We start from the raw sequence: 25136 nt of genomic DNA on the forward strand, positions 1-25136 counted from the left end.
AAAAGGACGGATCCCTTAGGGGGCCGTCCTTTTTTTGATTAGAATGTGAATTTCTTTATTTCTTTGTGCATTTCCTGGGATAGGGCATCCAATTCACTAGCCAGGGCATTTAATTGTTCCATGGAAGCATTCGTTTGTTCTGCGGAAGCTGATACTTCTTCAGTTCCTGCCGCAGTTTCCTGACTGATTGAATTTAATTTTTCTGCATTGCCCGCCATCCGTGTGACCTCGTTTACCATATCGTTCATCATCTCTTTTATTTCGTCAAAATTGCTGAATGTGGTCGTGATGATGGATGCAATGTGACTGAAAGCATTTTCCGTATCCGTTACAGAAGTATCCTGAAGATGGATTTTTTGATTGACTTGACCAATCAAATGAACGGTATTGGTTGTATCTGTTTGCATGGCTTGAATGATTTCAGAGATTTCTTTCAGTGATTTTTCCGTTTGTTCGGCCAATTTCTTCACTTCATCGGCAACAACAGCAAACCCTTTTCCGTGTTCACCAGCCCTCGCTGCTTCGATGGCAGCATTCAGGGCGAGTAAATTCGTTTGTCCTGCAATCCCGCTTATGGTTTTTACGATCGCACTGATATCATTGGATCGTGCATCCAATGATTTGACTGCCGTGCTCATCTTATTGGATATCTGGGACGTTTCATTGAATTGTTGTTTCAGGCCTTGTACTTGAGTGATTCCGTTTTCGGAAGCCTTGAACATATTTTCGGATTCCGTGGCCATTTTTCTCGTTTGCGCTTCAAGATCATTGATTTTGTCAGCCAATAGCTTTACGGCCATTTCGTTATTCTGCCCGACTTCGATTTGGTCTATGGCACCGGCTGCTATTTGTTCCATCGTCATGGCCACTTCGTTAGCTGCCGCTGAATTTTCATCGGTACTGGCCACTAGCGTCATGGAGGAATCCGATACTTTATCGGAAAGGTTGTTGACAACCCCTAACATATGACTCATATTCCTGGTCATTAAGCTGATGTCTTCTGCAAGTTGGCCAAGCTCATCTTTTCTGGAAATGGAATTCCAGGAGGTGAAATCGCCGTCAGCCATTTTCCGTATGGATTCCTGCAGCTTTTTAATGGGATTCGTTAAAGAACGGGTGATGAAGATGGCAGATAGTGCAGTGACGGTAAAGACAATCAACAGTGTGATGACATTTTCGACTATCATCGGGCTTGCCCGTACTTTCACTTCATTTTCCTCCATTTCCCCTGCTATTCTCCATCCGGTGGTAGGATTTGTGGCGTATCCGACGATCCGGCTCTTCCCTTCAAATTCCTCGATCATTGATCCGGATTCACCTTTCATTTTTTTGAAAATATTTTCCTTTGATATATCCTGTTGAATTTTTTCCTTGTCTGGATGTGTAACGAATGCCCCTTTCTGATCAAGCAAAACCGTATAGCCCGTTTCGCCGAATTTCGTTTGATTGACCATCGTGATCAATGTATCGATCGAGATGTCGACACCTAGCACGCCTATTAATTCATCTCGATCATCATATATGGCCTTTGCTGCCGTAATGACAAGTTCATTCGTAGCCTGATCAGTATAAGGTTCCGTCCAAATGGTCTTATTTTTTTGTTTTAATGCGGATTGATACCATTCCCTTTGTCTCGGATCGAAGTCAGCCGGCAAATCCGCTTTAGGGAATATTAATGTTTTTCCATCTTTCTCGGTGCCAAGGTATAAACCATTTATTTCAGAACTGCTTGACTGTGTATGGGAAAACTCATCCATTATGGATTCGGGGTTCTTATCATAAGTCCTCATGATAGGATACTTACTGATCCTATCCAATTGATTTTACGTTTTATGAAAGAAGGTCTCGAAAGAATCGTTCATTGACTTGACTTGCTCTTCCGTCGATCCGGTAATTTCCTGGGTCGTCAACTCGATACTATTTTTATAGCTCATGTAGGAAATGGCCATTCCGCTTATCATGATCAAAGCTAAAAAGGGAATCAATATTTGTTTTTTCAGCGAATTAAAATACCAGTCTGTCAGTCTTTTCATCTGTAAAATTCTCCTTATATACTTCTAATTAATTTTGACTTCTATTTGATATTTCGGTCTTCTTTCGCTTTTTTTGAAGGGACAAGTTAGAAAATTCCAATATTAATTTTGTCGTGAAGTGCAAAGGTGGGAAGGGGGTGGAATATAGTGGATAAAAAAAGAGCTGACTGCCATGGTCAACTCTTTCATTCATTGAATACTATTCGAATTGGATATTTTTTGTCCTGTCCATATACCATGTGTAAAACTCGTCTGCATATTCAACGGATACATCTTGGAGCTTTGTATGGTGTACAGGCTTGGAGCGGTTGATCGTTTCAATTGTGGCAAGCCCGAAAAACTTTTGCAGCTTCGAACGTTCCACCTCAATTTGAATGACCTTGCTTCTTTTGGTAATGAATAGTGATGTTTCCAAACTTCCGGATTTGAACTGAATGAACTCATCATTTAACAAGTAACGGCTATTTTTGTAATCCATTATTCTCAATGTATAAATGAGGACGAGTAAAATCAGCGAGATATACCATAGGGAGGGTTTGAAATAATAAATCGCCAATGTTGAGAGAATCCAGAAAAAGCTAGGCCGCAGCATTCGGATTTTGAAGGCCTGTTTCGATAGTGACCTCATTGATCGTTCCACTTTGTAAGCTGGTAAAATCTCTTCTACCATCCCGTATGCCCGTTCAATTGATAAAAAAGGATAGAGGGTGTTCGTTTCCAGCTCTTCATCACCGGTGCTTCCTGCACTGATCAGTTTCACTTCTGCCAACCCCAGCACTCTTTTAATGATTGATTGGGTGATTTCGACTGCTTGTACTTTTTCTTTCCGAATGGAAAAAGCGGATTCGTCCAGTACACCTTTCTTGATATATATGCGCTCGTGATCGGATGAAATTTCATATTTTCCATATTTAACGAATGTGGAAACGATTCCGAAGGCAACGGCGACACATATGAGGCCTGCAATAACGATGGTAATGATCCACCATTTATCCAATAACTTGGCAAGTAACCCTTCGGCATTCTCCAAATCAATAAAATCATCGAGTGTATTATATAACGTAGCCAATATCGGGATAAGAGCCAGGAAACTGAGTGATGTAAAGGAAGCTTTCAGCACATCATGTTTGCTAGGAGTGAAATGGATCGTTTTTTCAATGGCTGGTTCCATATCCTCAGCAATTCGTTCTTCGGAAATATCAATAACCGGAAGTTCCTGTTTTGAGGCATATTCCCCCTCAAGCCGTTCGGCTTCTTTTCGGGAAATCATCTCGAAAGGTACGCTACCCTCATCACCAGTCATCCCCGTTTCGAATGTTAAAGAGGTCAATCTGAAAATCTTATGAAATAACGTCGTGCGTTGCTGGACATTCTGAACCTTATGAAGCGGGACAGTTCGATACGATTTCGAGACAAGCCCTGAAGTGATGTATAAGGTACCTTCTTTGATTTGGTATTTGTATGTATACCATCTAAGGATGACAGAAATGACTTTCCAAACCAAATAAACTAGAAAGCCGATTTGGAGTACCTTCATATACATCTTTTCAGAACCGAAATTCAGGACATAAAGCATGATTATGAAAAATACATTTCCCTTCAGCAATTTCCAAAATTCGAAAGGGATTTTGAAAGGGTGTAATCGTTTTGCGTGTTCTTCCATCATTAATCCACTTCCTTAATTTTTGCGAAATGGGCAATTTTATCTCGTAATTCATACGCCTCTTTCTCGGGGATGGCTGGTATGTCATGAGAGTCGCCCATTGTTCCGATGCTTAGGGAATAAAGGTTGTATTTTCGCAAAAACGGTCCTTGGTTCAATTTGACGGATTGAACCTTCGTCATCGGAATGAGTTCATGCGTTTCACTCCAGGCTCCATGTTTTGTTTGAATGAATTCTTCGTTCACGTCGTATCGCCAATACTTTTGCAAAAGTATCGGTTCAATGAAGATGGACCAGATAGCATGGAAAAAAGATAATACGATAAGTCCGTTTAAAATCCATCCAATCCATTCTTTCCAAGTGAAATAATCATCAACAAATAATAGGAGGCCAAGGACGGCGAGGATAATGAGATTGGTAATGGCTTCAGTCATCCGCCACACCTTCACTGATTCTTTGGATATTTTCTTCGTTGGTGGCTGTATCTTGGAATACATATATTCACTCCTTACTATGTCTTTATACTTATACGGATTATCTTGCAAAAAAGTTCCCTATTAAAGGTATATGTATAGAAACTATGCAGCCGCATACCGTGGAGTGGCGGGCGAATAATCCTGCAGTTTCCCGAGTATGTATAAATAAGGAGTTTTCTAGTGGATCTTTTCTTTTTATATGACCGAATAATGGACAAGATAGAAGTGGTGAGTTTCTAGAGTGGGAGTGATAGGTTTGACGTATAAAAGGAAGTTGAGTTTTATATTCTTCCTGTTTTTGATTTGTTTTTTTAATGGAGAATCGATGCAGGCTGCAAATGATGATGGAAACCTAGGGCAGGAAATTCAACGAATATTGGAGCAATCGCCAGGATTGGCTGGGGCGTTGACGGGAATTTCCATCCGTTCAGCTGAAACGGGGGAAATGATTTATGAACGGGGATCGCAAACGAGATTGCGGCCTGCTTCGAATCTTAAGCTTTTGACAGCAGCAGCCGCGCTGGAAACTTTAGGGGAAGATCATACTTTTCAAACGGAACTATACATAAAAGGAGTGCAGGTTGGCCATGTTCTGCAGGGCAATGTATACCTGAAGGGAAAAGGGGATCCCACATTATTGGAAAAGGATTTTGATGAGCTGGCAGCTTCACTGAAGCAAAGGCAAGTTAAGTTCGTTCACGGGGATCTTATAGGGGACGATTCTTGGTATGATGATGTTCGTTATTCTCAAGACTTAGTTTGGGGCGATGAACAGGAATATTACGGTGCAGCCGTTTCGGCTTTAACTGCTTCCCCGAATGAAGATTACGATACCGGTACCATCATCGTGAAGTTAGCTCCTGGGGAAAAGGCTGGAAAGAGGGCAACGGTAAAGCTGGAGCCTGAAACCGATCACGTGAAGGTCATCAACAAAACGAAAACTGTATCGGCAGATGCTAATAATAAGATTGAAATCGAACGGTCTCATGGCACACAAGTCATTACGGTGACCGGGACCATTCCGGAAGATGCCGAGGTGACCAAAGAGTGGGTCTCGGTGGAAGATCCCACAGAATATGCCTTGAGCCTATTTGAAAAATCAATGAAGGAACATGGAATTAAAGTGTTAGGAAAAAGGAAAAAAGGGAAAACGCCAGTAGGAGCGCATATGATTGCCACTCATCAGTCCATGCAGCTTTCACAGCTGCTTATTCCTTTCATGAAATTGAGCAATAACAGCCATGCCGAGGTTTTGGTGAAGGAAATGGGCAAAGAGGCAGATGGGGAGGGAAGCTGGAAGGATGGTTTGAAGGTTGCTCGAAATCAGCTGAAGAGTATGGGTCTCGATATGCAAACGATCATGATGCGTGATGGGTCTGGAATTTCCCAAGTCAATATGATTCCAGCGAATGAAATAACGAAGCTGCTGTATGCCATTCAGGAAAAAACGTGGTTTCCTGCTTACTTGAATGCTTTACCGATTGCAGGCAACGAAAATCGGATGGTGGGCGGTACTCTTAGAAAGAGGATGAAAGGGACACTTGCAGCCGGGAATGTCCGCGCGAAAACAGGGACAATTTCAGGTACGAGCTCCTTATCCGGTTATGTGACGACCAAAAGAGGGGAAAAAATCATATTTTCAATCATCTTGAATAATTTTGTAGAAGAAAAAGGCATTACGGCAATCCAGGATAAGATAGCCGTAATGCTCGCAGAACAGGAAAACCTATTGGGAAGCGGCCATTAGTATCCATGGAGGCTAAGTTGAAGTTCAGGATCTGCGAGAAAGAGGTCGGTATCAGCCAAATCATTTTCTTCGCAAGTCCCAATTGGCAGCATAATGCCGCTAAGCCGTTTTATTTGCTGATCTGATCAGGTTTCAATCGCAGATCCGAATGGCGTATTCAAATCGATGGTCATTATATGACATTGCATCAAGTCGGCATTCGAACATTCGAAGGCCTTTCTCCGGTATATATGTCTATAACAAGAAGTTTTCAAGTCCATTACATGGAAAGTCTAGCCGTTTGATCGTAGACAGTTTCTCCATGAAGTGGAGGGAAAGGGGCCCTTTTCCTCCTCTGTTTCTTTAATCAGACATGAAGCTGGGGGCAAATTGGTTTTTATTCAATATCAGCACCTTCTTCTTATTTTTTAAATTATCCCCCTCAAGGAAGGAGTTTAAGGGAGGATTAATAGAAATAAGTATATAGGGGGGAATGCTTATGAACTTTCCAACACTTAATGGACAGTATACGATCAGCAGTCTTATAGCTGAAATTCACGAAATTTCCAAAAAACGCTCACTCTATATATTGGCTATAGATGGCCGGGGCGGATCTGGAAAAAGTACACTCGCTGCCCGTATCCAAGCAGAATGTCCAGGTAGCGTGGCCGTTCATATGGATGATTTTTATTTGCCGTCATCGGAAAGGGTTCAACTGCCTCCATCCCAAAAGCCTATCGGGGCGGATTATGATTGGAAACGGGTTTGTAACCAAATCCTAAAACCGCTTACAAAGGGGAAGGAAGCAAGATATCAAAGGTATGATTGGGAAACGGACACTATGGCCGAATGGCATGAAGTTGCTGCTGGGGGCCTTGTGATTATAGAAGGAACGTATTCAATCCGTAAAGAATTGGCAGGATACCATGATTTCACGATTTGGGTAGAATGTCCCCGTGATCAGCGTTTGAAACGTGGCCTTGAGCGGGATGGTGAAGATGCGCGTCAAATGTGGGAGGATAATTGGATGGTTCATGAAGATCTCTATGTGGGAGTGCAAAGGCCTCAAGAAAGAGCGGATCTTGTTGTGGACGGAATGAGCTGAGCCAGCGGATATTTTAATTGTAAGGGTTTACCTATAAAATAGGTTGTATGTTTAGATAAATTTCCGGGGAGCCGGAAACAGGGGGGAAACTATGTTTACTAATGAAGAACAAGCTGCCGTATATAAAGCCATTTATAACCGTAGGGATATCAGGAGTTTTTTGCCAAAGCCCATTTCAAAGGATATACTCCGCAGAATTTTGGATGCTGCACATCATGCGCCGTCTGTAGGATTCATGCAGCCTTGGAGTTTCATCGTTATTTCGTCTCAGGAAACCAAGAACAGTTTGGCATGGGCAGCGGATAAAGAAAGAAGGGCCCTCGCCATTCATTATGAAGGAGGTAAAGAAAATAAGTTTCTTAGTTTGAAAGTGGAAGGGTTAAAAGAAGCACCATATACCATTTGTGTTACATGCGACCCGACACGGGGGGGCTCCCATGTTTTAGGGAGGAACTCCATTCCGGAAACCGATATCCTATCCACTGCCTGCGCCATTCAAAATATGTGGCTGGCTGCCTATGCGGAAGGATTGGCAATGGGATGGGTAAGCTTTTATAAGAAAAATGATATTCGTGATATTTTGGAGATTCCGCCGCATATAGAACCTGTTGCACTCCTGTCGATTGGCTATACGGATCAATATCCGGATAAACCGATTCTTGAACTTGCTAATTGGGAAAAAAGAAGGCTGATGGATGAACTTATTTTCGAGGATAAATGGGGGAATAAATAAACCGATATATTATGATTCCAAAACAGTTTATTAAGCCTCTGGTTCAGGGGTGGAAAATATAGAAGACTCTTACAATAGATACTCATTTGTAAGAGTCTTCTTAAAAATTCGGTTTGATTTTAAAATCTGCGCCGTTTTGAAGATCCCGGTATACCGAGGTCTTCACGGTATTTTGCAATAGTGCGGCGGGAAATCTTCGTCCCTTCATTTTCGAATATTTGACAAAGTTTCTGATCTGAAAAAGGCTTTATTTTATCTTCATCGGCAATCAGGACCTTTATTTTTTCTTTGATGGTGGCCGTTGATTCGGTTGCTGGGCTGTTCACGCGGTGTAACCCTCTAGTAAAGAAGTTCCTTAGTTTAAAGAGGCCATGCGGCGTCTGGATATATTTATTGCTCGTCGCCCTGCTGATCGTTGATTCATGAAGCTGAAGTTTTTCCGAAATATCCTTCAGTGTCATAGGTTTTAATCCTGTAATTCCTTTCATGAAAAACTCATGCTGCTCCTCCACGATTGACGCGGTCACTTTGTAAAGCGTCATTTGCCTTTGTTCGAGCCCTTTTAACAGTAATTGGGCATCATTTATGTGCCCTTTTATATAATCTTTAGCTGGATTAACGGAATTGATGGCGACGTGGTTCTTGTAGTAAGGATTGATGGAAAGTTTAGGTGTACAGCTATCGTTGACCGTTATCAGAAAACCTTCTTTATCTTTTTCCACGTAAACGTCCGGAACGATGTAATGAGTCATATCATCGGAAAAGTGACTGACAGGACGCGGGTTTAACGTACGGATGAAATCCGAGGCTTCTTGTACTTCCTGAACGGTCACTTGGTGAAGGGCGGCAATTTTCCTGTAGCGTTTTTCTGCTAAATCTTCTAAGTGCTTTTTAACGATCTTATACGCCAATTCATTGTGATTCTCATGCTCACGCAGCTGAATGAGTAAACAATCGGTCAGATCTTTAGCACCGACTCCAATTGGGTCAAGGGATTGCAATATTTGAATCATATTTTCGATTTCTTCCACGGGTACGGAAAAATGCGAAGCAGTCCAATGGACATCCAATTCTAGAAATCCATAATCATTTAAGTTTCCAATCAAAAATTGGAGAATCTTCTTTTCAAATGCATTCAATGAACTTAGTAAACTCAATTGTTCCAGTAAATGCCTTTCAAGTGTTTCTGTGCTGACTGAATGATTGTTGATAGGGTTGTAATCATTGTCTCCGTTGAAACCTTTACTTTTAGAGGAAGAACCACGTATCTGAGAATTTATTTTATTTGTACGAATACTGTGCGATGAGGGGGGCTCTTTAAAGCTAATTTCGAGAACGGGATTTTCGTAAGCCTGTCGGTTCAGGAAATCTATCAGTTCATGGGTGGAATATTGAAGGATATTGATCGATTGCTGTAATTCAGGGGTTAATGACAACTTCAAGGTTTGTTTTTGGTACAGTTCAAATCCTACCTGCATATATATCAACTTCTTTCATTTAGATTAACATAGCGGCTCAAAAGGAATGAAAAAATATTAACATGATAATAATACAAATCTTCCGAAAATTCAACATTGTGTGTCAGGTTTTGTAACATCAATTAGTAATAAAGAGGGGGATTCGAAAAAATGCTTGTCATTCAGTAGTTAATCAAATAAATGGGAGTTTTTTGATTCGAATATGAATCAAATGATTTATATGTGAATCAACACATGCTCCTATTGATTTATATATGAATCGTTTTAACTTGAATACCTTTAATATCAGGCCCATATAATTTGGCATGCATCTTGCTACATCTATAAATATAAAAATAAACTAGCTTGAAAAAATCCATTACATGAGAAGGGTGTTTTTTACATGATTAAAGAGACTACGAGTATTCAGGAATTAATCGATTTGGATAAAAAGCATTTTATTCATCCGACCACGGCAATCGAACAGCAGCAGGCAGATGGTCCAAGTTTCATCTTTAAGGAAGGGAAGGGAATATATCTTACGGATGTCACGGGCAGGACTGTCATTGATGGCATGGCTTCACTTTGGAATGTGAATATTGGACATGGACAAGAAGAGATGGCTGAAGTCGCGAAGGAACAAATGGCCAAATTAGCTTTCACCTCAAGTTTCGCCACTTTCAGCAATGAGCCGGCAATCCGTTTGGCGGCCAAAATCGCATCCATCGCGCCTGGGGATTTGAATGCAGTTTTCTTCACTTCAGGTGGATCGGAGTCGAATGATACGGCGATCAAACTTGCTCGTCATTACTGGCTTTTGAAAGGGCAGCCTAATCGTCAAAAAATCATTTCCCGCTCGAAATCCTATCATGGAGTGGCAATGGGAGCTACAAGTGCGACTGGCCTGAAGCCGTTCCGGGATTTCACGAATTCAATCGCACCTGATTTTTATCATGTGGACGGTTCCTCCATTGAGGAGTTGCGTAAGGTCATAGAACAGGAAGGACCGGAAACGATTGCGGCATTTATCGCTGAACCGATTCAAGGGGCCGGTGGCGTGAACCTTCCTCCTGAAGGCTATTTTAAGGAAGTAAGGGAAATTTGTGATGAATACGGCATTTTGATGGTGACGGATGAAGTCATTACAGGTTTCGGAAGAACAGGGACTTATTTTGGGATTGAACACTTTGGTGTTGTGCCTGATATGATGTGCTTTGCAAAAGGTGTGACGAGCGGATATGCACAGTTAGGCGGGGTCGTCCTGAATGATAAGATGCATCAGGATTTCATTGCCCTTTCAAAAGGTACGCTTTTACACGGCTACACATACAGTGGCCATCCGATGGCATGTGCGGTTGCTTTGAAAAATATTGAAATAATTGAACGTGAAAACCTTATAGAAAACTCGAAACAGCGTGGTGAAGAGTTGCTTGCCGGCTTTAAGAAGCTCCAAAGCAAACATCCGATTGTTGGTGATGTGAGGGCACTTGGACTAATTGGGGGCATCTCCATCGTAAAGGACAAACAAACAGGTGAAGGCTTTGAGACACAGCTTGCTCCAAGACTTGTTGCTGAAGCTGCGAAGAATGGTTTGATTTGCCGTTCAGTTACGTTTGATCAAGATACACTCGTATTCGCACCGCCTTTAATCATTACTAAAGCAGAAGTCGAAAGAATGATTGAAATCCTTGATGAGACATTTACTGCAGTCGAAAAAGAAATTTTATAAGAGGTGAAAGTGATGGTCATGACGGAAACGCTGAAAAAGAAATTATACATTAATGGTAAATGGCAAGAAGCTGAAAAGTTCACGACACTAAAGTCCCCTTATAGCGGGGAGGTCCTAGCGGAGATTCCCTCGGCAAGCCTTGAAGATGTCGAGTTGGCCATAGAATCAGCCTATCAAGCTAGAAAAACGATGGCAGCTTTACCTAGTCATAAACGCGCTGCCATACTTGAAAAGCTTGCGAGCCTTTTGGAAAGCCGCAAAGATGAGGCAGCTGAAATTATTGCAAAAGAGGCAGCGAAACCGATTAAAACGGCAATGGTTGAAGTATCCCGGACGATTGCCACATATAAATTTGCAGCAGAGGAAGCAAAAAGGATTCATGGAGAAACATTGACGATGGATGCCACAGCTGACGGAGAAGGAAGGATAGGATACACGGTCCGTGAGCCTCTAGGCGTTGTGGGTGCGATTACGCCATTTAATTTTCCGATGAACCTGGTTGCCCATAAAGTGGGCCCGGCCATTGCTGCCGGAAATACACTCGTCCTGAAACCTGCGAGCCAAACACCGCTATCTTCACTATTTCTTGCTGAATTATTGGCCGAAACGGATTTGCCGGCAGGTGCGTTTAATTTAGTTACTGGAAGCGGTTCGGTAATCGGTGATAAATTAGTCACCGATTCACGGGTGAAGAGCATCTCATTTACAGGAAGTCCGGCTGTAGGAATCGGGATCCGTAATAAGGCCGGGTTAAAGAAAGTGAGTCTTGAACTAGGTTCGAATGCGGCTGTCATCGTGGATAAAGGGATCGATATTGATAAAATCATCCAACGCTGTGTATCGGCAGCATTCGCTTTTCAAGGGCAGGTCTGCATTTCCTTACAGCGCGCTTATGTTCATGAAGAGGTGTATGATGAGTTCGTCAAAAAATTCACGGAAGCAACGAATGGCTTGAAACTGGGAGATTCTTTGGACCCGTCTGTGGATATTTCAGCATTGATCAGCGCCGGGGATGTACAGAGAAGCCTGGATTGGATCGGTGAAGCTAAACAACACGGGGCGATAGTTGCAGCAGGAGGTAAATCTGAAGGTAATATCCTGCATCCCACTGTGTTGCTGGAAGTGGATTCCATGCTTAAGGTATCTTGCCAGGAGGTCTTCGCTCCAATAGTTTTGATCAATAAGGTTTCTTCCGTTGAGGAAGCGATTGACTTTGTCAATGATTCCGAATTCGGATTGCAGGCCGGGATTTACACAGAAAATATCAATCTAGCTCTTTCTGCCGCAGAAAAATTGGAAGTCGGCGGTGTTATCATTAATGATATCCCAACTTACCGTGTTGACAACATGCCATATGGCGGAGTCAAAAAAAGCGGGACTGGGCGCGAAGGATTGAAATATGCCATTGAAGAAATGACGGAAATGAAATTGGTCATTATTAATCGGAATTAATCAGAAGAGAGGTGAGCAGCTGCTCATCTCTTTTTTTCTGTGAAACTTGGAAGAAGTTTTGCCTATGAGTTATGCAAAAATGAATAGGTAATTCACGACTGAATTTAAATATGACAGGAAAGGGCAAAAAAACGTGAGTTACCTAAAATTTCAAACTGGCATGAATCTTGCTCATATTTATATATAGGTAGATAACTTAAAACAGAGGAGGAAATTACATGCAGGAAACTTTGCAAAATAATACGAAAAAAGAAGGAACGGGAGCATTGGACTTAAAGATGTTCATCAATGGGGAATGGGTGAATTCGACTTCGGGTGAGAAGAGGGATGTATTGAATCCGGCGACGGGGGAAGTTATTGCCAAAGCAGCGGAAGGAACACAGGAAGATGTGGATGCAGCGGTCGAGGCAGCAAAATATGCTTTCTATGAAGGTGGTTGGTGGGGAACTCCTGCCGTCGAAAGAGCTCGCATTTTATTCAAAATAGCCGACAAAATAGAAGAAAAAGCTGAAGAACTAGCTGCGTTGGAAACATTGGATAATGGGAAACCATTGCGTGAGGCTCGTTTTGATATAGCTGATTCGGCAGCATGTTTTAGATATTATGCAGGATTGGCCACAAAACCGACAGGTCAGACTTTTGAAGTTCCTGACGGCCAGCAAGCGATGGTCGTAAGGGAACCGATCGGTGTATGCGGGCAGATCGTTCCTTGGAATTTCCCACTAATGATGTCAGCCTGGAAACTTGCTCCGGCGCTTGCTGCAGGAAATTCCGTTGTGTTCAAACCATCTGAGATCACTCCGGTGACGGCGGTCAAACTATTTGAAATCATGGATGAGGTAGGATTGCCAAAAGGTGTCGCGAATCTTGTGTTAGGAGCGGGGCCAGTTGTCGGACAAGCCATTGCAGAGCATGAGGAAATCGATAAAGTAGCCTTTACAGGAGGCACGGCAACAGGACGTAAGATCATGGAGGCTTCGCTGGGTAACCTAAAGAAAGTCACATTGGAGCTCGGCGGCAAATCGCCTAATATCGTATTTGCGGATTCTGACTTTGAGACTGCAGTTGATTATGCTCTATACGGGATTTTCTGTAATCAAGGACAAGTGTGCTCAGCAGGCTCCCGTTTACTATTGGAAGAGTCCATTTACGATCAGTTCATTGCAAGTCTTACTGCGAAGGCGAAAAAAATCAAAGTAGGTTCAGGTTCTGATGAAAACAGCCAGATGGGACCTATCGTTTCAGAAGCCCATATGAACAAAATATTATCATATATCCAAATCGGAAAAGAAGAAGGTGCCAAATTAATCGTCGGTGGAAATCGAATTAAAGAAGAAGGCATGGATAAAGGTTACTTTGTCGAACCTACTATTTTTGTTGATACGACACCGGATATGCGGATTGTACAGGAAGAAATTTTTGGACCGGTGCTTGTCGTTCAAAAGTTCAAGGATGAAGCGGAAGCTCTTCGACTTGCCAATGATACGAAATATGGTTTAGCGGGAGCGGTGTTCACGAATGATATCTCAAAAGCGTACCGTGTCATTAAAAAAGTGCGTGCCGGCATCACGTGGATAAACTCATATCATCCGACTTATAACGAAGCTCCTTGGGGAGGGTTCAAGCAAAGTGGAAATGGACGCGAACTGGGAACTTTCGGTTACGAAGCTTACACTGAAGTGAAGCAAATCAATAATAACTTGGATATCCAGCCAACAGGCTGGTTTGATGAAGAGTAAATAGCTTGACGAAAAAAGGCTGTTCCTTGTGGAACAGCCTTTTTTCTATGGAATCGGAGATATAATCCGAGAATCGGAGATATCATCCGAAAATCACAGATATAATTCTAGAACCGCAGTTATATAATCCGGAATCGGAGATAAAATCCTGGAATCGCAGATATATAATCCGGAATCGGAGATAAAAATCCGAAAATCGCAGATATAATTCGAGAATCGCAGATATAGTTATAGATTGCTAAACATTTCTTTACTATTGTTGGACTTTTTCAAGATCAACCCGTCCTGAAAAGAAAACGGCGCCATTACCCATATCCGCGAGGCGATCTGGGGTAAGGGAATTGATGTGTTGCTTTGTTTCGCGCGTATTCTGCCACAAGCCTTGGCTGACAAGAACGCCTGGTAACACATTTTCACCGGGAGCAGCGGTAAGCAAGCATTCACCGCGACCGTTCCAGATTCTAACCATATCTCCGGCGGCTATCCCCATTGTTTTGGCATCAGCGGCATTCATGTGCAGTTTCGGTTCCTTTTCCATGGAGATATGTTTGGCATTATTAGAAAAGGTTGAATTCAAGAAATTGTGATTAGGTGCCGGAATGAATAAAAATGGCAGGTCGCTGTCTTTTATGATAGGCGTATATGTGGGCAATGGCTCGAATCCATCCCGCTTCATCCGTTCGGAATAAAGTTCGATTTTACCGCTTGGTGTCGGGAGTTTGCCTGGGAACATCGGCTGCATTTTGGCTTTGACAAATTGATTCCTTGAAAGGGAGTCATAGGTGATGCCTTCCAAATGCGGGTTGTCGGGAAAATCCAGAGCCTGCCGTATCATATCTTCCTCTGAATCTCCAAATGCTTGTTCCCCAAATCCCATTCCAGCAGCCAACAGTTTGAACAATTCAACATTCGATTTCGATTCGCCATATTTTTCGACTACAGGTTTTTGTATTTGGACGTAATTATGCCAATATGAATTATAAAAATCCTCCGTTTCATAAGATGACGTGGCAGGAAGGACGAGGTCGGCAAACATGGCCGTTTCGGTTAAGAATAGATCATGTACCACTGTGAATAGATCTTCCCGCATTAGACCTTCCTGCACCTTATTTGCATTCGGAGCGACAAGTGCTGGGTTGGAGCCGTATACAAACATAGAGCGAATCGGGTTTTCTTTTTCCATAAGAGCTTGGCCGATTTGGTTCATATTAATGGTCCGGGTAGCTTTATTTCGCAATAAATCAGGACGTCTTAAGGCATTTATATTAAAGGCCAGATATCCTGAATTCCCTTTGATGGCTCCGCCGCCTTCCTCCATCCATTGGCCGGTAAGGGCAGGCAGGCAGGCAATGGTACGTACCGCCATGCCTCCATTGTCATGGTGCTGCAGGCCATTGCCTATCCGAACGAATGATGGGCTTGTGGTGCCATACATCCTGGCAAGTTCATATAAGTCATCAATGGGAACGCCAGTTATCGCGGAGACGGTCGCAGGGTCATATTGGCGGACATGTTCGCGCAATTCAGCAGCACCCACTGTGTATTCATCGAGAAAGGGCTGGTCGACTAGATTCTCGGCATATAGAATATGCATTAATCCGAGGGCAAGTGCACTATCGGTGCCAGGCAGAATCGGAATGAACCAATCTGCCCACTTGCCAGTTTGGTTTTTATGAACGTCAATGACAACTACTTTGGCCCCGTTTTTTCGGGCTTGCTGGGCAAGCGTCACTTGGTGCATATTTGTGCTCACAGCGTTGATGCCCCACATGATGAATAGCTTCGTATGGATCGTTTCTTCTGGATCGATGCCGAATGAACCACCCATTGTATAGCTGTATCCGACTGAGCCTGCCGCATTACAGATGGAACGCTCGAGCATGCTTGCGCCGAGTTTGTGGAAAAAGCGGCGATCCATCCCCTCGGCGCTGAGGTTGCCCATGTTTCCGTAAAAGCTGTAAGGAAGTATGCTTTCCGGTCCATGCACTTCGATCAAGTCTTTCCATTTGGAAGTGATTGTGTCAATGGCCTCTTCCCAGCTGATTGGAACGAAATTCCCTTTTCCTTTCGGACCGATGCGCTTTAATGGCTGTTTTAAGCGATTGGGGTCATATAGGCGGGCAGTCATGTTGCGGACTTTGTTGCAAATATTCCCTTTTGTGACTGGATGATCAGGGTCTCCTTGAACTTTAATGATTTTCCCATCTTTTTTGTGCAGCAGTAAACCGCATTGATCAGGACAGTCAAGAGAACAAACAGAGGGAAAGACTCCATCTGGCTGATTGATATAGGATTGCATGGCGTATTCCTCCTAAATGATTTATTCTAATAAAATGAATTTTCTTACTTATATTGAAAGTGAAATCGTTGAAAGGTGCAAGAACTTCTTAACATATGTTTTTTTTTCTGATAAGCTTACAAGATGAAAATTAACCTATAAATAGGAGGATTCATTTTTGGAATATGGAATTATAATATCAATTGCAATATACATGGCAGGTATGCTTTTAATTGGTTATTTGGCCTATCGGAAAACGGCTAACTTAACCGATTACATGCTTGGCGGCCGGAACTTGGGGCCGGCTGTAACGGCATTGAGTGCAGGGGCTTCCGATATGAGTGGCTGGCTGTTGATGGGTCTTCCTGGTGCGATGTACATAAGCGGGTTGAGTGCTGGCTGGATTGTCATCGGCCTGTGTGCAGGCTCTTATTTAAACTGGTTATTCGTGGCACCAAGGCTTCGGACATATACGGAAATTGCCGGCAATTCGATTACGATTCCCGACTTTTTGGGAAATCGGTTTAAAGATGGCTCCCGCGTCTTAAAAGTGGTATCAGCATCGGTCATTTTAATTTTCTTCACCTTTTATACCTCTTCAGGCATGGTGGCAGGCGGTGAGCTTTTCCGTACGGCTTTCAATTTAGATTACCGGTGGGGTATCTGGCTGACGGCAAGCGTTGTTATTCTTTATACATTATTTGGCGGATTCCTGGCTGTCAGCTGGACGGACTTTGTACAAGGTACAATCATGTTCATTGCCTTAATTCTAGTACCAGTTGTCACGATTGTAAATATTGGGGGCTGGGATCCCACCTTCAATGAAATAAAATCGATTAACCCGAATTTATTGCATGTTTTTGAAGGAACATCAACCATTGGCATCATATCTCTTCTGGCATGGGGGCTTGGTTATTTCGGGCAGCCTCATATAATCGTCCGCTTCATGGCGGTCTCATCTGTTAAAGAATTGAAAAGTGCACGGCGAATCGGCATGGGATGGATGATTTTTGCTATTGTTGGAGCGATGTTCACCGGATTGGTGGGGATAGCATATTTTAACCTGACAAATAGTCCTTTAGGGGATAGGAATGCTGAGTCCGTCTTCATCATATTAGCTAAAGAACTGTTTCCATCTTTAATTACAGGCTTCTTGTTGGCTGCGATTTTAGCAGCGGTCATGAGTACGATTGCATCACAGCTGTTAGTATCTGCAAGTGCTCTGACAGATGATTTCTATAAGCAGTTCATTCGGCCGAACGCATCTGATAAGGAATTAGTGCTGGTAGGTCGGTTTGGCGTATTGGCGATATCTGCCATTGCCCTATTATTGGCTTTTAATCCAAGCGGTACGATCCTTAAATTGGTTGGTTATGCATGGGCTGGTTTTGGAGCGGCATTCGGTCCTGTCATTTTGTTAAGCCTGTACTGGAAACGGATGACGAAATGGGGAGCCTTGGCGGGAATGATTGTCGGTACGGCAACCGTGATCGTCTGGGATATGATCGATAGGTTTGCTGAAATATACGAAATCATTCCTGGTTTCATCGCTGGTTCAATAGCGGTGGTCGTTTTCAGCTTACTATCGGCCAAGCCTACAAAAGATATCGAAGAAGAATTCAATCAAGCCATTAAAGACCTCTCTTGATTTATTGAAAATCCAGTAGTAATGCTGCTGGATTTTTTAACGATATAAAACAATGATTACTATATATATGTTACAATATCGATAGAGTCCTTATGTTGAAAACATGGGGGCTTTTTTTGAGTGATTTGGGAATAATAAACCAAAAAACAATACAAAGGAAAAAATATGAACCAATCTCATAAAATTGCATGTAAAGTGGCTTTTATATATATATTCATTGGGGTCTTATGGATTATCATTACGGATTACATCTCTATGACGCAGGCAAGGTCAGATGTTCAGATATATGCAATGTTTCAACATTCCAAAGGGTGGATGTTCATATTCATAACCGGACTTTTCCTGTACTTCATAATCAGGTATTGGACGGGGAAAATGTTGAGGTCCCAACAGGAATTCATTCTGAAGGATGAACAGTATCGGTCGCTGTTCAAGCATAACCCGGATTGTGTCCTTGAGCTGAATCTCGAAGGAAATGTCGTTTCGATAAACCCGGAAGCAGAAAAACTGTTAGGTCATCATAGTGACAATTTGAAAGGCAAGAATGCGAATCATCTCATCAACTGGAATGAAAGTGATAAAGTAGCTGAATTCTTTCTACAGTCCCTTCAAGGGGATGCTGTAAAATTCGAAACGACCATACAGAATAGCAGTGATGAACAACGGATAATCCGTGTAACTTTTTTACCGATCATCGTCCACTCGGAAATGCTTGGAGTATATGCCATCGTAAGGGATATCACCGAATTGCGGCGCGAAGAGGAATTGATGATCATGTCTGAAAAGCTATCTGTTATCGGACATCTGGCTGCAGCCGTCGCACATGAGATAAGGAATCCGCTGACATCTTTAAAAGGATTCGTACAGTTAATGGATATGACCCAGGAAGTGAACCCGCTGCATTCTGATATCATGTTAAAGGAAATTGACCGAATCAATATTATCTCAAGTGAACTATTGGTTCTCGGGAAGAAACAGGATGTCGCATTCTGCAGGATCGATCTCGCCGACAGTTTACAACAGGTATTCACGTTGATGAAAGCAGAAACGAATTTGAATAATATCGAAATGGGGCTAAGGGTTAAAACCGCCGAACCGATTTATATAATGGCAGATTCAATTGAACTTAAACAGTTGGTAATCAATATCGTCAAGAACAGCATTGAAGCGATTGAAGATAATGGGGAAATTGATATATCGCTGCAAATCATCGATGGACATGCTGTAGTCAGCGTGAGTGACAATGGCATGGGAATGGGACCCGAGCGCCTTGAACGGATTGGTGAACCTTTTTACTCGACGAAGGAAAAAGGTTCAGGGATCGGGCTTGCAATTTGCCGGAAAATCGTTCATCGCCTTCACGGGGAAATGGATTTTGAAAGTGAGATAAACAAAGGGACGACGGTTACAATTCGTATTCCGTTGGCTACTGGACAAGAATAAATGGTACTATGAAAGATAGGAAAAGTTTTATATTAAAGGAGAACGATATGAGCGAATTACCTGCATTAATAAACGATAGAAAACCATATATACAAGAAGCCTGGAAAAAGTCCGGATTCGGACAACTTACCCCGATACAAACGAAAGCGATCCCCGTGATTGTCGAGGGAAAGGATATCATGGCCGAATCACCGACAGGTACAGGAAAAACATTGGCATATTTACTGCCATTGCTGGAAAAGATTGATCCTGAAAAAAAATCGCCCCAAGCTTTGATTCTGGCATCATCACGAGAACTGGTCATGCAAATCAATGAAGAAATTCGCATTTGGTCAGAGGGAAGCGGCATAATGGGTGCAGCATTCATCGGCGGTGCTAATGTGAAAAGGCAGTTGGACAAACTGAAGAAGCGTCCACAGGTGATTGCTGGAACACCGGGGCGGGTTTACGAATTGATTGCCCAAAAGAAACTGAAGATGCATGAAGTTAAGACGATAGTACTTGATGAAGGTGACCAATTGATCATTCCAGAACATATGGGAACGATCAATAATATTATCAAAACAACACTAAAAGATCGGCAAATCATGGTGTTTTCAGCAACCCTGCCAGAGGAAACGGAAAAAGCGGCCAGGGGATTCATGAATGAACCCGAAATGATCAAGGTCGATAAAAATGAAAAAATGGAATCCAAGGTGGACCATCTTTACTTTGTTGTTGAGAGACGGGAGAAGTCCAAGATTCTCGAGAAAATCACAAGACTTAAAGATGTGAAGGCACTTGCCTTCCTGAATGATATTGCGGAGCTTAGCGTCTTACATGAAAAGCTGAGTTATAAAGGTATTGAAATGGGCGTGCTTCACGGTGAATCCAATAAAGTCGACAGGGAGAAAGCACTGCGTAAGCTTCGTTCCGGAAAATCCCCGATGCTGATAGCAACGGATGTAGCGGCCAGGGGGCTGGATATTAAAGGCCTTACTGCGGTCGTTCACATTGATATGGCTGACAATATCGAACAATATATCCATAGATCCGGGAGAACTGGGCGTGCAGGTGCAGATGGCACGGTCATTTCAATCGTAACGGAAAGAGAAGAGCGAGAGTTGAAAAAAATGGCTCGCGAACTGGAGTTACCATTAACGAGAGTAACCTTCTATGGTGGAAACATCGTAGTCGATGAATGATTCGCAAAAAAGGGACGGCCATGGCGGCTGTCCCTTTTTTTGGAATTCACGTAAGAATTAAAAATTAAAAGAGGTGCTCAATTTGCAGGATCCAACTGAACAGAATGAAGCTTATTTTTACTAAGTTCAGTGTTCATTTATGGGTGATAATCATGAATGAAAACGCTTCCTTTATATGGTTTTTTGACATATGATAGCAATAGACATAGGTAAGGGGGAAACGGTATGACAAGAAAGTATAAACAATTTGAAACGGCAGTCATCCATGAAGGATATGACTCGAAGAAGCATTTGGGAAGCTTGGCAACACCTTTATTCCAAACCTCAACATTCACTTTCGAAAATGCCGAGCAAGGGGAGAGGCGTTTTGCCGGTATCGAAGATGGATATATTTATTCTCGCCTTGGAAATCCAACGGTACAAGTGCTTGAAGAAAAGATTGCCGCACTGGAAGGCGGGGAAGCTGGCCTTGCTTTCGGTTCAGGCATGGCTGCCGTTTCAGCAGTACTTTTTGCGTTAACTAAAACAGATGATCACATCCTCTGCTCACAGGGGGTATATGGTTGTACATTTGGCCTTCTGCAGCTAATGAAAAATAAATACCGGATCACTCATGATTTTTGTGAAATGGATACTGAAGAACAGCTTAGGAAAATGATCCGGCCGGAAACGACCTGCATCTATGTAGAAACCCCGATCAATCCGACGATGAAAATGATTGACTTACAGATGGTGGTGAAAGTTGCGAAGGAATATAATGTGACGGTCGTAGTCGATAATACATTTTCGACGCCCTACCTACAGAGACCGCTTGAGTATGGCTGTGATATCGTCCTTCATAGCGCTACGAAATATCTTTGCGGGCATGGGGATGTCGTTGCGGGACTTGTCGTCGGTAAAAAGGAATTCATGAATCATATAGCTGGGACTACACAGAAAGATATCGGTGGAATCATTTCACCATTCGACGCCTGGCTACTATTGCGGGGGTTAAAGACCTTGCCCGTCAGGATGGACCGTCATTCGGCCAATGCAATGGCAATCTTTCATGAACTTAAGAAACATCCAAAGGTGAAAAAGGTATATTATCCAGGTGATGAAGCTTCCCCGGATCATTATATCATGCAAAAACAGATGAAACATGGCGGCGGCCTTATCTCTTTTGAATTGCATGGCACAAAACAGGATGCACAGGAATTCCTCAATAAATTGAATCTAATTAAAATTGCCGTAAGTCTTGGGGATGCCGAAACATTGATCCAGCATCCCGCTACCATGACGCACTCTGCCGTTCCTGAAGATTCACGGGAACAAATGGGCATCAGTGACCAGCTGGTCCGTCTCTCAGTTGGCCTAGAAGCTTGGCAGGATGTATGGCAAGATCTTCAGCAAGCATTTTAGGCTACCATATTCCTTCTACTTTTTATGAAGATGGTTATGGATATGATAAAAGTGATGGCAGCGAGGATATAAGAAATGTCCGTGATTACAGGATAGGCGGAGCTATTTCGTATCCCGATGCCTATGAACGCCCAAACGAATACGAGAGGATAGCACCAATCCCGGTTTTTACCTGCGAAGACAAAGGCCAGGATTGTTGCTGCAATCAGCAGGACGTTCGTCCAGGTTAAACTGGAAACCCCAAAACCGTCCCAATTGATATAGGTTAGGTAATAAGAAATGTCAGCGATCGTTGCAACACTTACCCAGCCTGTATAGACGGAAAATGGAAATAGGTCGAAAGTAGTGTGTTCCACTTTTTTTATGCTTGTATAAATGACCATTAAAGTAGCCAAAAGAGCAATGATGATGAATACGGATAACAAAAAGTGTTCATAGTGCCAAGCTAAAAGCCAAGCGCCATTCAAGACACAGCTTAAAGCGAACCAAGGGAAGGATGCCTTATAAGCAGGGCTGTTTTGATGTTTACTTAAAAACTGCCTGAATACCCAGATGGCGAGCAGGAAATAGATTAAGCCCCATATGGAAAATACATATCCGGCAGGAGTGAAAACGACATGAAGTTTATCGGAAATCTCTCCTGATGTCTGGCCGTTCAATGGCAGGAAATTGGCTAAAAAATTCATCGTGACGACGAACAGATAGAAAATCAGGTTGATGATGGAAATAAGCATTAAGCTTCCTCCTTATATGAAGTTTGATTCTCTAATCCTATTCCACATATTAAGCCTGCCTAACCTTTTTGGAGCACATCGGGGTTAATGGGGATCATTTTTACATAAAGTTAGGAAGTTCCTGTAACAATTGAACCATTTAAGGTTAGAAATTTTACATCTTCACTTTATGGTGATAAAATATTCAAAGATTCATATTATTTTAGTCCTTCGGGGTCGGGTGAAAATCCCAACCGGCGGTGATGAAGAAATTCTAAGCCCGCGAGCCTGTTAAAAGGCAGGATTTGGTGAGATTCCAAAGCCGACAGTACAGTCTGGATGGGAGAAGGACGTGTGGAACCCAAGTGTATACGTACGCCTAATTTTTCGAAAATGAAAATATTAGGCTTTTTAGGTATACAATTTTTTTCACTCATTTCTCCTGCTAACCCTTTAGGCCATCCTAAGGGGTTTTTTATATTTTATAAAAGGGGGAAAAACATGTTTACGGGAATCATTGAGGATATCGGTACTGTACATTCCTTAAAAAAAGGAAAAAGCAGTATGGAGTTATCGATTCGTTCTGAAAAAATCCTTGAAGATGTGCATCTGGGGGATAGTATTTCAGTCAACGGGGTCTGCTTAACGGTAACGTCCTTCACGAAAAGTTTATTTACGGTCGACGTGATGCCGGAAACGGTCAAAGCTTCCTCGATCCGGACGTTAAAATTGGGATCACCTGTTAATCTCGAACGAGCCATGAGTGCACAGGGAAGATTTGGCGGTCATTTTGTTTCAGGTCATATCGACGGAACCGGAACGATCATAAAAAAAGAACGGAAAGAAAATGCCGTATATTATGTAATCCAACTGGAAGAAGGGCTTAGTGCCTTTTGCATTCCAAAAGGTTCCGTGGCCATTGATGGAACAAGCTTGACGATATTTGGGATCGAAAGGAACCTTTTGACGGTATCATTGATTCCATTGACTCATCAGGACACCATATTGGGACAAAAAGCGGCTGGCGATATCGTTAACATCGAAAATGACATGATTGGGAAATATATAATACATCAAATGAAAAATGGCAATCCAAAACCAGGACTGAATTTAGAGTTTTTGGCAGAGCATGGATTCTAATAAAAGGGCGGTGTAATGATGTTCCATACAATAGAAGAAGCAATAGAAGATTTGAAGGCTGGCAAGGTAGTTATCGTGTCCGATGATGAAGACCGTGAAAATGAAGGGGATTTTGTGGTGTTGGCCGAAAAGGCGACACCGGAAACGATTAATTTCATGGCGACTCATGGACGTGGTTTGATTTGTACGACCATCACTGAACAACTGGCAGCAAAATTGAAACTGCATCCTATGGTAGGCGAAAATACCGATCATCATGGCACTGCTTTTACGGTAAGTGTCGATCATAAAAGCACCTCTACAGGAATCAGTGCTTTTGAACGGTCCTTGACCATCCTTGAGCTTCTTAATGAAGATTCGGTCGCAGAAGATTTCCAAAGGCCTGGTCACACTTTTCCGATAGTCGCTAAAGAAGGCGGCGTATTAAGAAGGGCAGGACATACGGAGGCATCGGTGGACTTGGCGAAGTTATGCGGTGCCGCTCCAGCCGGTGTAATTTGTGAGATCATGAATGAAGATGGATCGATGGCCCGCGTATCCGATTTAGAAGTCATCGCTGATAAATTCAACCTGAAGTTCATTACGATAGCCGATTTGGTTCGGTATCTTCAACATAATGATCCAATCGGGAAACAGGAACTTGAAATGAACATCCCGAAAGCTTGAAAGATTTTTAAGGTATGAAATCTTAACATAAAAAAATTATTGTTATTAAAAATTAGGAGGAATTAGACATGGGGAAAACTATTGAAGCACAATTAATCGGATCAGGATTGAAAGTAGGAATCGTGGTAGGAAGATTTAATGAGTTTATCACAAGCAAGCTTTTAGGAGGGGCATTGGATGGTCTTAAGCGTCATGGCGTTGATGAGAATGATGTTGACATCGCGTGGGTCCCGGGAGCTTTTGAACTTCCTTTAATTGCTAAGAAACTTGTGAATACAGGTAAATATGATGCGGTAATCGGTCTTGGAACGGTAATCAGGGGTGCTACTTCACATTATGATTATGTCTGCAATGAAGCAGCTAAAGGCATGGCTTCCGTTTCTTTGGAAACAGGTGTACCGGTTATCTTCGGTTTGCTGACAACTGAGAATATTGAACAAGCCATTGAGCGTGCTGGAACAAAATCAGGTAACAAAGGCTATGAAGCGGCCGTTAGTGCAATTGAAATGGCCAACCTTGGAAAATTGATTGAACAGTGATTTCACATAAG

The 25136-nt window shown here is 42.6% G+C and carries 19 protein-coding genes, 1 pseudogene and 1 riboswitch; of the genes and pseudogenes, 13 read left to right on the forward strand and 7 right to left on the reverse strand.

The window, feature by feature from the left end:
* Positions 1-38: 38 nt before the first annotated feature.
* From AC2YHV_RS04965 to AC2YHV_RS04980, 4 genes are all read right to left on the reverse strand, one after another.
* Positions 39-1790, reverse strand: coding sequence for a methyl-accepting chemotaxis protein (locus tag AC2YHV_RS04965; RefSeq protein ID WP_487372727.1), 1752 nt, complete (start codon positions 1788-1790; stop codon positions 39-41).
* Positions 1791-1823: 33 nt separating this feature from the next.
* Positions 1824-2033, reverse strand: coding sequence for a hypothetical protein (locus AC2YHV_RS04970; RefSeq protein WP_487372728.1), 210 nt, complete (start codon positions 2031-2033; stop codon positions 1824-1826).
* 199 nt (positions 2034-2232) lie between these two features.
* A complete protein-coding gene (locus AC2YHV_RS04975; protein ID WP_487372729.1) occupies positions 2233-3699 on the reverse strand; it encodes a PH domain-containing protein in 1467 nt (488 codons plus the stop codon).
* Positions 3699-4193 (reverse strand): PH domain-containing protein, encoded by a 495-nt coding sequence (locus tag AC2YHV_RS04980; RefSeq protein ID WP_487372730.1) that lies wholly within the window; start codon positions 4191-4193, stop codon positions 3699-3701. Before AC2YHV_RS04980 ends, AC2YHV_RS04975 begins: the two co-directional genes overlap by 1 nt.
* 304 nt (positions 4194-4497) lie before the next feature.
* Between AC2YHV_RS04980 and dacB the strand changes: the two genes are divergently transcribed.
* The 3 genes from dacB (at position 4498) to bluB (ending at position 7736) form a co-directional block, all read left to right on the forward strand.
* Positions 4498-5919, forward strand: coding sequence for a D-alanyl-D-alanine carboxypeptidase/D-alanyl-D-alanine endopeptidase (dacB, locus tag AC2YHV_RS04985; RefSeq protein ID WP_487372804.1), 1422 nt, complete (start codon positions 4498-4500; stop codon positions 5917-5919).
* A gap of 478 nt (positions 5920-6397) precedes the next feature.
* Complete coding sequence (locus AC2YHV_RS04990; RefSeq protein ID WP_098865687.1) at positions 6398-7003, forward strand: uridine kinase family protein; 606 nt, start codon at positions 6398-6400, stop codon at positions 7001-7003.
* Between the two features lie 91 nt (positions 7004-7094).
* The gene (bluB, locus tag AC2YHV_RS04995; RefSeq protein ID WP_063577443.1) at positions 7095-7736 is read left to right on the forward strand and encodes a 5,6-dimethylbenzimidazole synthase; all 642 of its coding nucleotides are present in this window, start codon (positions 7095-7097) and stop codon (positions 7734-7736) included.
* Positions 7737-7855: 119 nt separating this feature from the next.
* On the opposite strand, the gene rpoN is transcribed toward bluB, so the two are convergent.
* Positions 7856-9214, reverse strand: coding sequence for an RNA polymerase factor sigma-54 (gene rpoN / locus AC2YHV_RS05000; RefSeq protein WP_262869731.1), 1359 nt, complete (start codon positions 9212-9214; stop codon positions 7856-7858).
* Between the two features lie 382 nt (positions 9215-9596).
* On the opposite strand from rpoN, the gene AC2YHV_RS05005 reads away from it, so the two are divergent.
* From AC2YHV_RS05005 to AC2YHV_RS05015, 3 genes are all read left to right on the forward strand, one after another.
* Positions 9597-10922 carry an aminotransferase family protein gene (locus tag AC2YHV_RS05005; RefSeq protein WP_048685056.1) on the forward strand — a complete coding sequence of 442 codons (1326 nt, stop codon included), beginning with the start codon at positions 9597-9599 and terminating at the stop codon, positions 10920-10922.
* 18 nt (positions 10923-10940) lie between these two features.
* On the forward strand, positions 10941-12374 hold the full coding sequence (locus AC2YHV_RS05010) for an aldehyde dehydrogenase family protein (protein WP_191929837.1): 1434 nt from the start codon (positions 10941-10943) through the stop codon (positions 12372-12374).
* Positions 12375-12592: 218 nt separating this feature from the next.
* Positions 12593-14113, forward strand: coding sequence for an aldehyde dehydrogenase family protein (locus AC2YHV_RS05015; RefSeq protein WP_063592217.1), 1521 nt, complete (start codon positions 12593-12595; stop codon positions 14111-14113).
* A gap of 253 nt (positions 14114-14366) precedes the next feature.
* Here the strand turns inward: AC2YHV_RS05015 and AC2YHV_RS05020 are convergent, their stop codons facing one another.
* Entirely contained in the window at positions 14367-16412 is a 2046-nt protein-coding gene (locus AC2YHV_RS05020) for a molybdopterin oxidoreductase family protein (RefSeq protein ID WP_487372731.1), read from the reverse strand.
* Between the two features lie 157 nt (positions 16413-16569).
* Here AC2YHV_RS05020 and putP point away from each other — a divergent pair, with 157 nt between their 5' ends.
* From putP to megL, 4 genes are all read left to right on the forward strand, one after another.
* Positions 16570-18039, forward strand: a complete 1470-nt coding sequence (putP, locus tag AC2YHV_RS05025; protein WP_034305814.1) for a sodium/proline symporter PutP — start codon at positions 16570-16572, stop codon at positions 18037-18039.
* A gap of 375 nt (positions 18040-18414) precedes the next feature.
* On the forward strand, positions 18415-19482 hold the full coding sequence (locus AC2YHV_RS05030) for an ATP-binding protein (RefSeq protein WP_187050449.1): 1068 nt from the start codon (positions 18415-18417) through the stop codon (positions 19480-19482).
* 47 nt (positions 19483-19529) lie between these two features.
* Positions 19530-20666, forward strand: coding sequence for a DEAD/DEAH box helicase (locus AC2YHV_RS05035; RefSeq protein ID WP_487372732.1), 1137 nt, complete (start codon positions 19530-19532; stop codon positions 20664-20666).
* 225 nt (positions 20667-20891) lie between these two features.
* On the forward strand, positions 20892-22067 hold the full coding sequence (megL, locus tag AC2YHV_RS05040; RefSeq protein ID WP_063577437.1) for a methionine gamma-lyase: 1176 nt from the start codon (positions 20892-20894) through the stop codon (positions 22065-22067).
* Here megL and AC2YHV_RS05045 read toward each other — a convergent pair.
* A complete protein-coding gene (locus AC2YHV_RS05045) occupies positions 22064-22801 on the reverse strand; it encodes a TspO/MBR family protein (RefSeq protein ID WP_487372733.1) in 738 nt (245 codons plus the stop codon). The two genes, megL and AC2YHV_RS05045, sit on opposite strands and share 4 nt — an antisense overlap.
* Positions 22802-23003: 202 nt before the next feature.
* Positions 23004-23135, forward strand: a riboswitch (FMN riboswitch).
* A 146-nt stretch (positions 23136-23281) separates the two neighbouring features.
* On the opposite strand from AC2YHV_RS05045, the gene ribE reads away from it, so the two are divergent.
* From ribE to ribH, 3 genes and pseudogenes are all read left to right on the forward strand, one after another.
* Positions 23282-23920 carry a riboflavin synthase gene (ribE, locus tag AC2YHV_RS05050; RefSeq protein WP_034305702.1) on the forward strand — a complete coding sequence of 213 codons (639 nt, stop codon included), beginning with the start codon at positions 23282-23284 and terminating at the stop codon, positions 23918-23920.
* 18 nt (positions 23921-23938) lie between these two features.
* A pseudogene (gene ribB, locus AC2YHV_RS05055) lies at positions 23939-24577 on the forward strand (3,4-dihydroxy-2-butanone-4-phosphate synthase); the annotation flags it as partial.
* 77 nt (positions 24578-24654) lie between these two features.
* Entirely contained in the window at positions 24655-25125 is a 471-nt protein-coding gene (ribH, locus tag AC2YHV_RS05060) for a 6,7-dimethyl-8-ribityllumazine synthase (RefSeq protein WP_048685088.1), read from the forward strand.
* The last annotated feature ends 11 nt before the right edge of the window (positions 25126-25136 follow it).

It is taken from the genome of Peribacillus sp. SRI_006 (assembly GCF_057586375.1).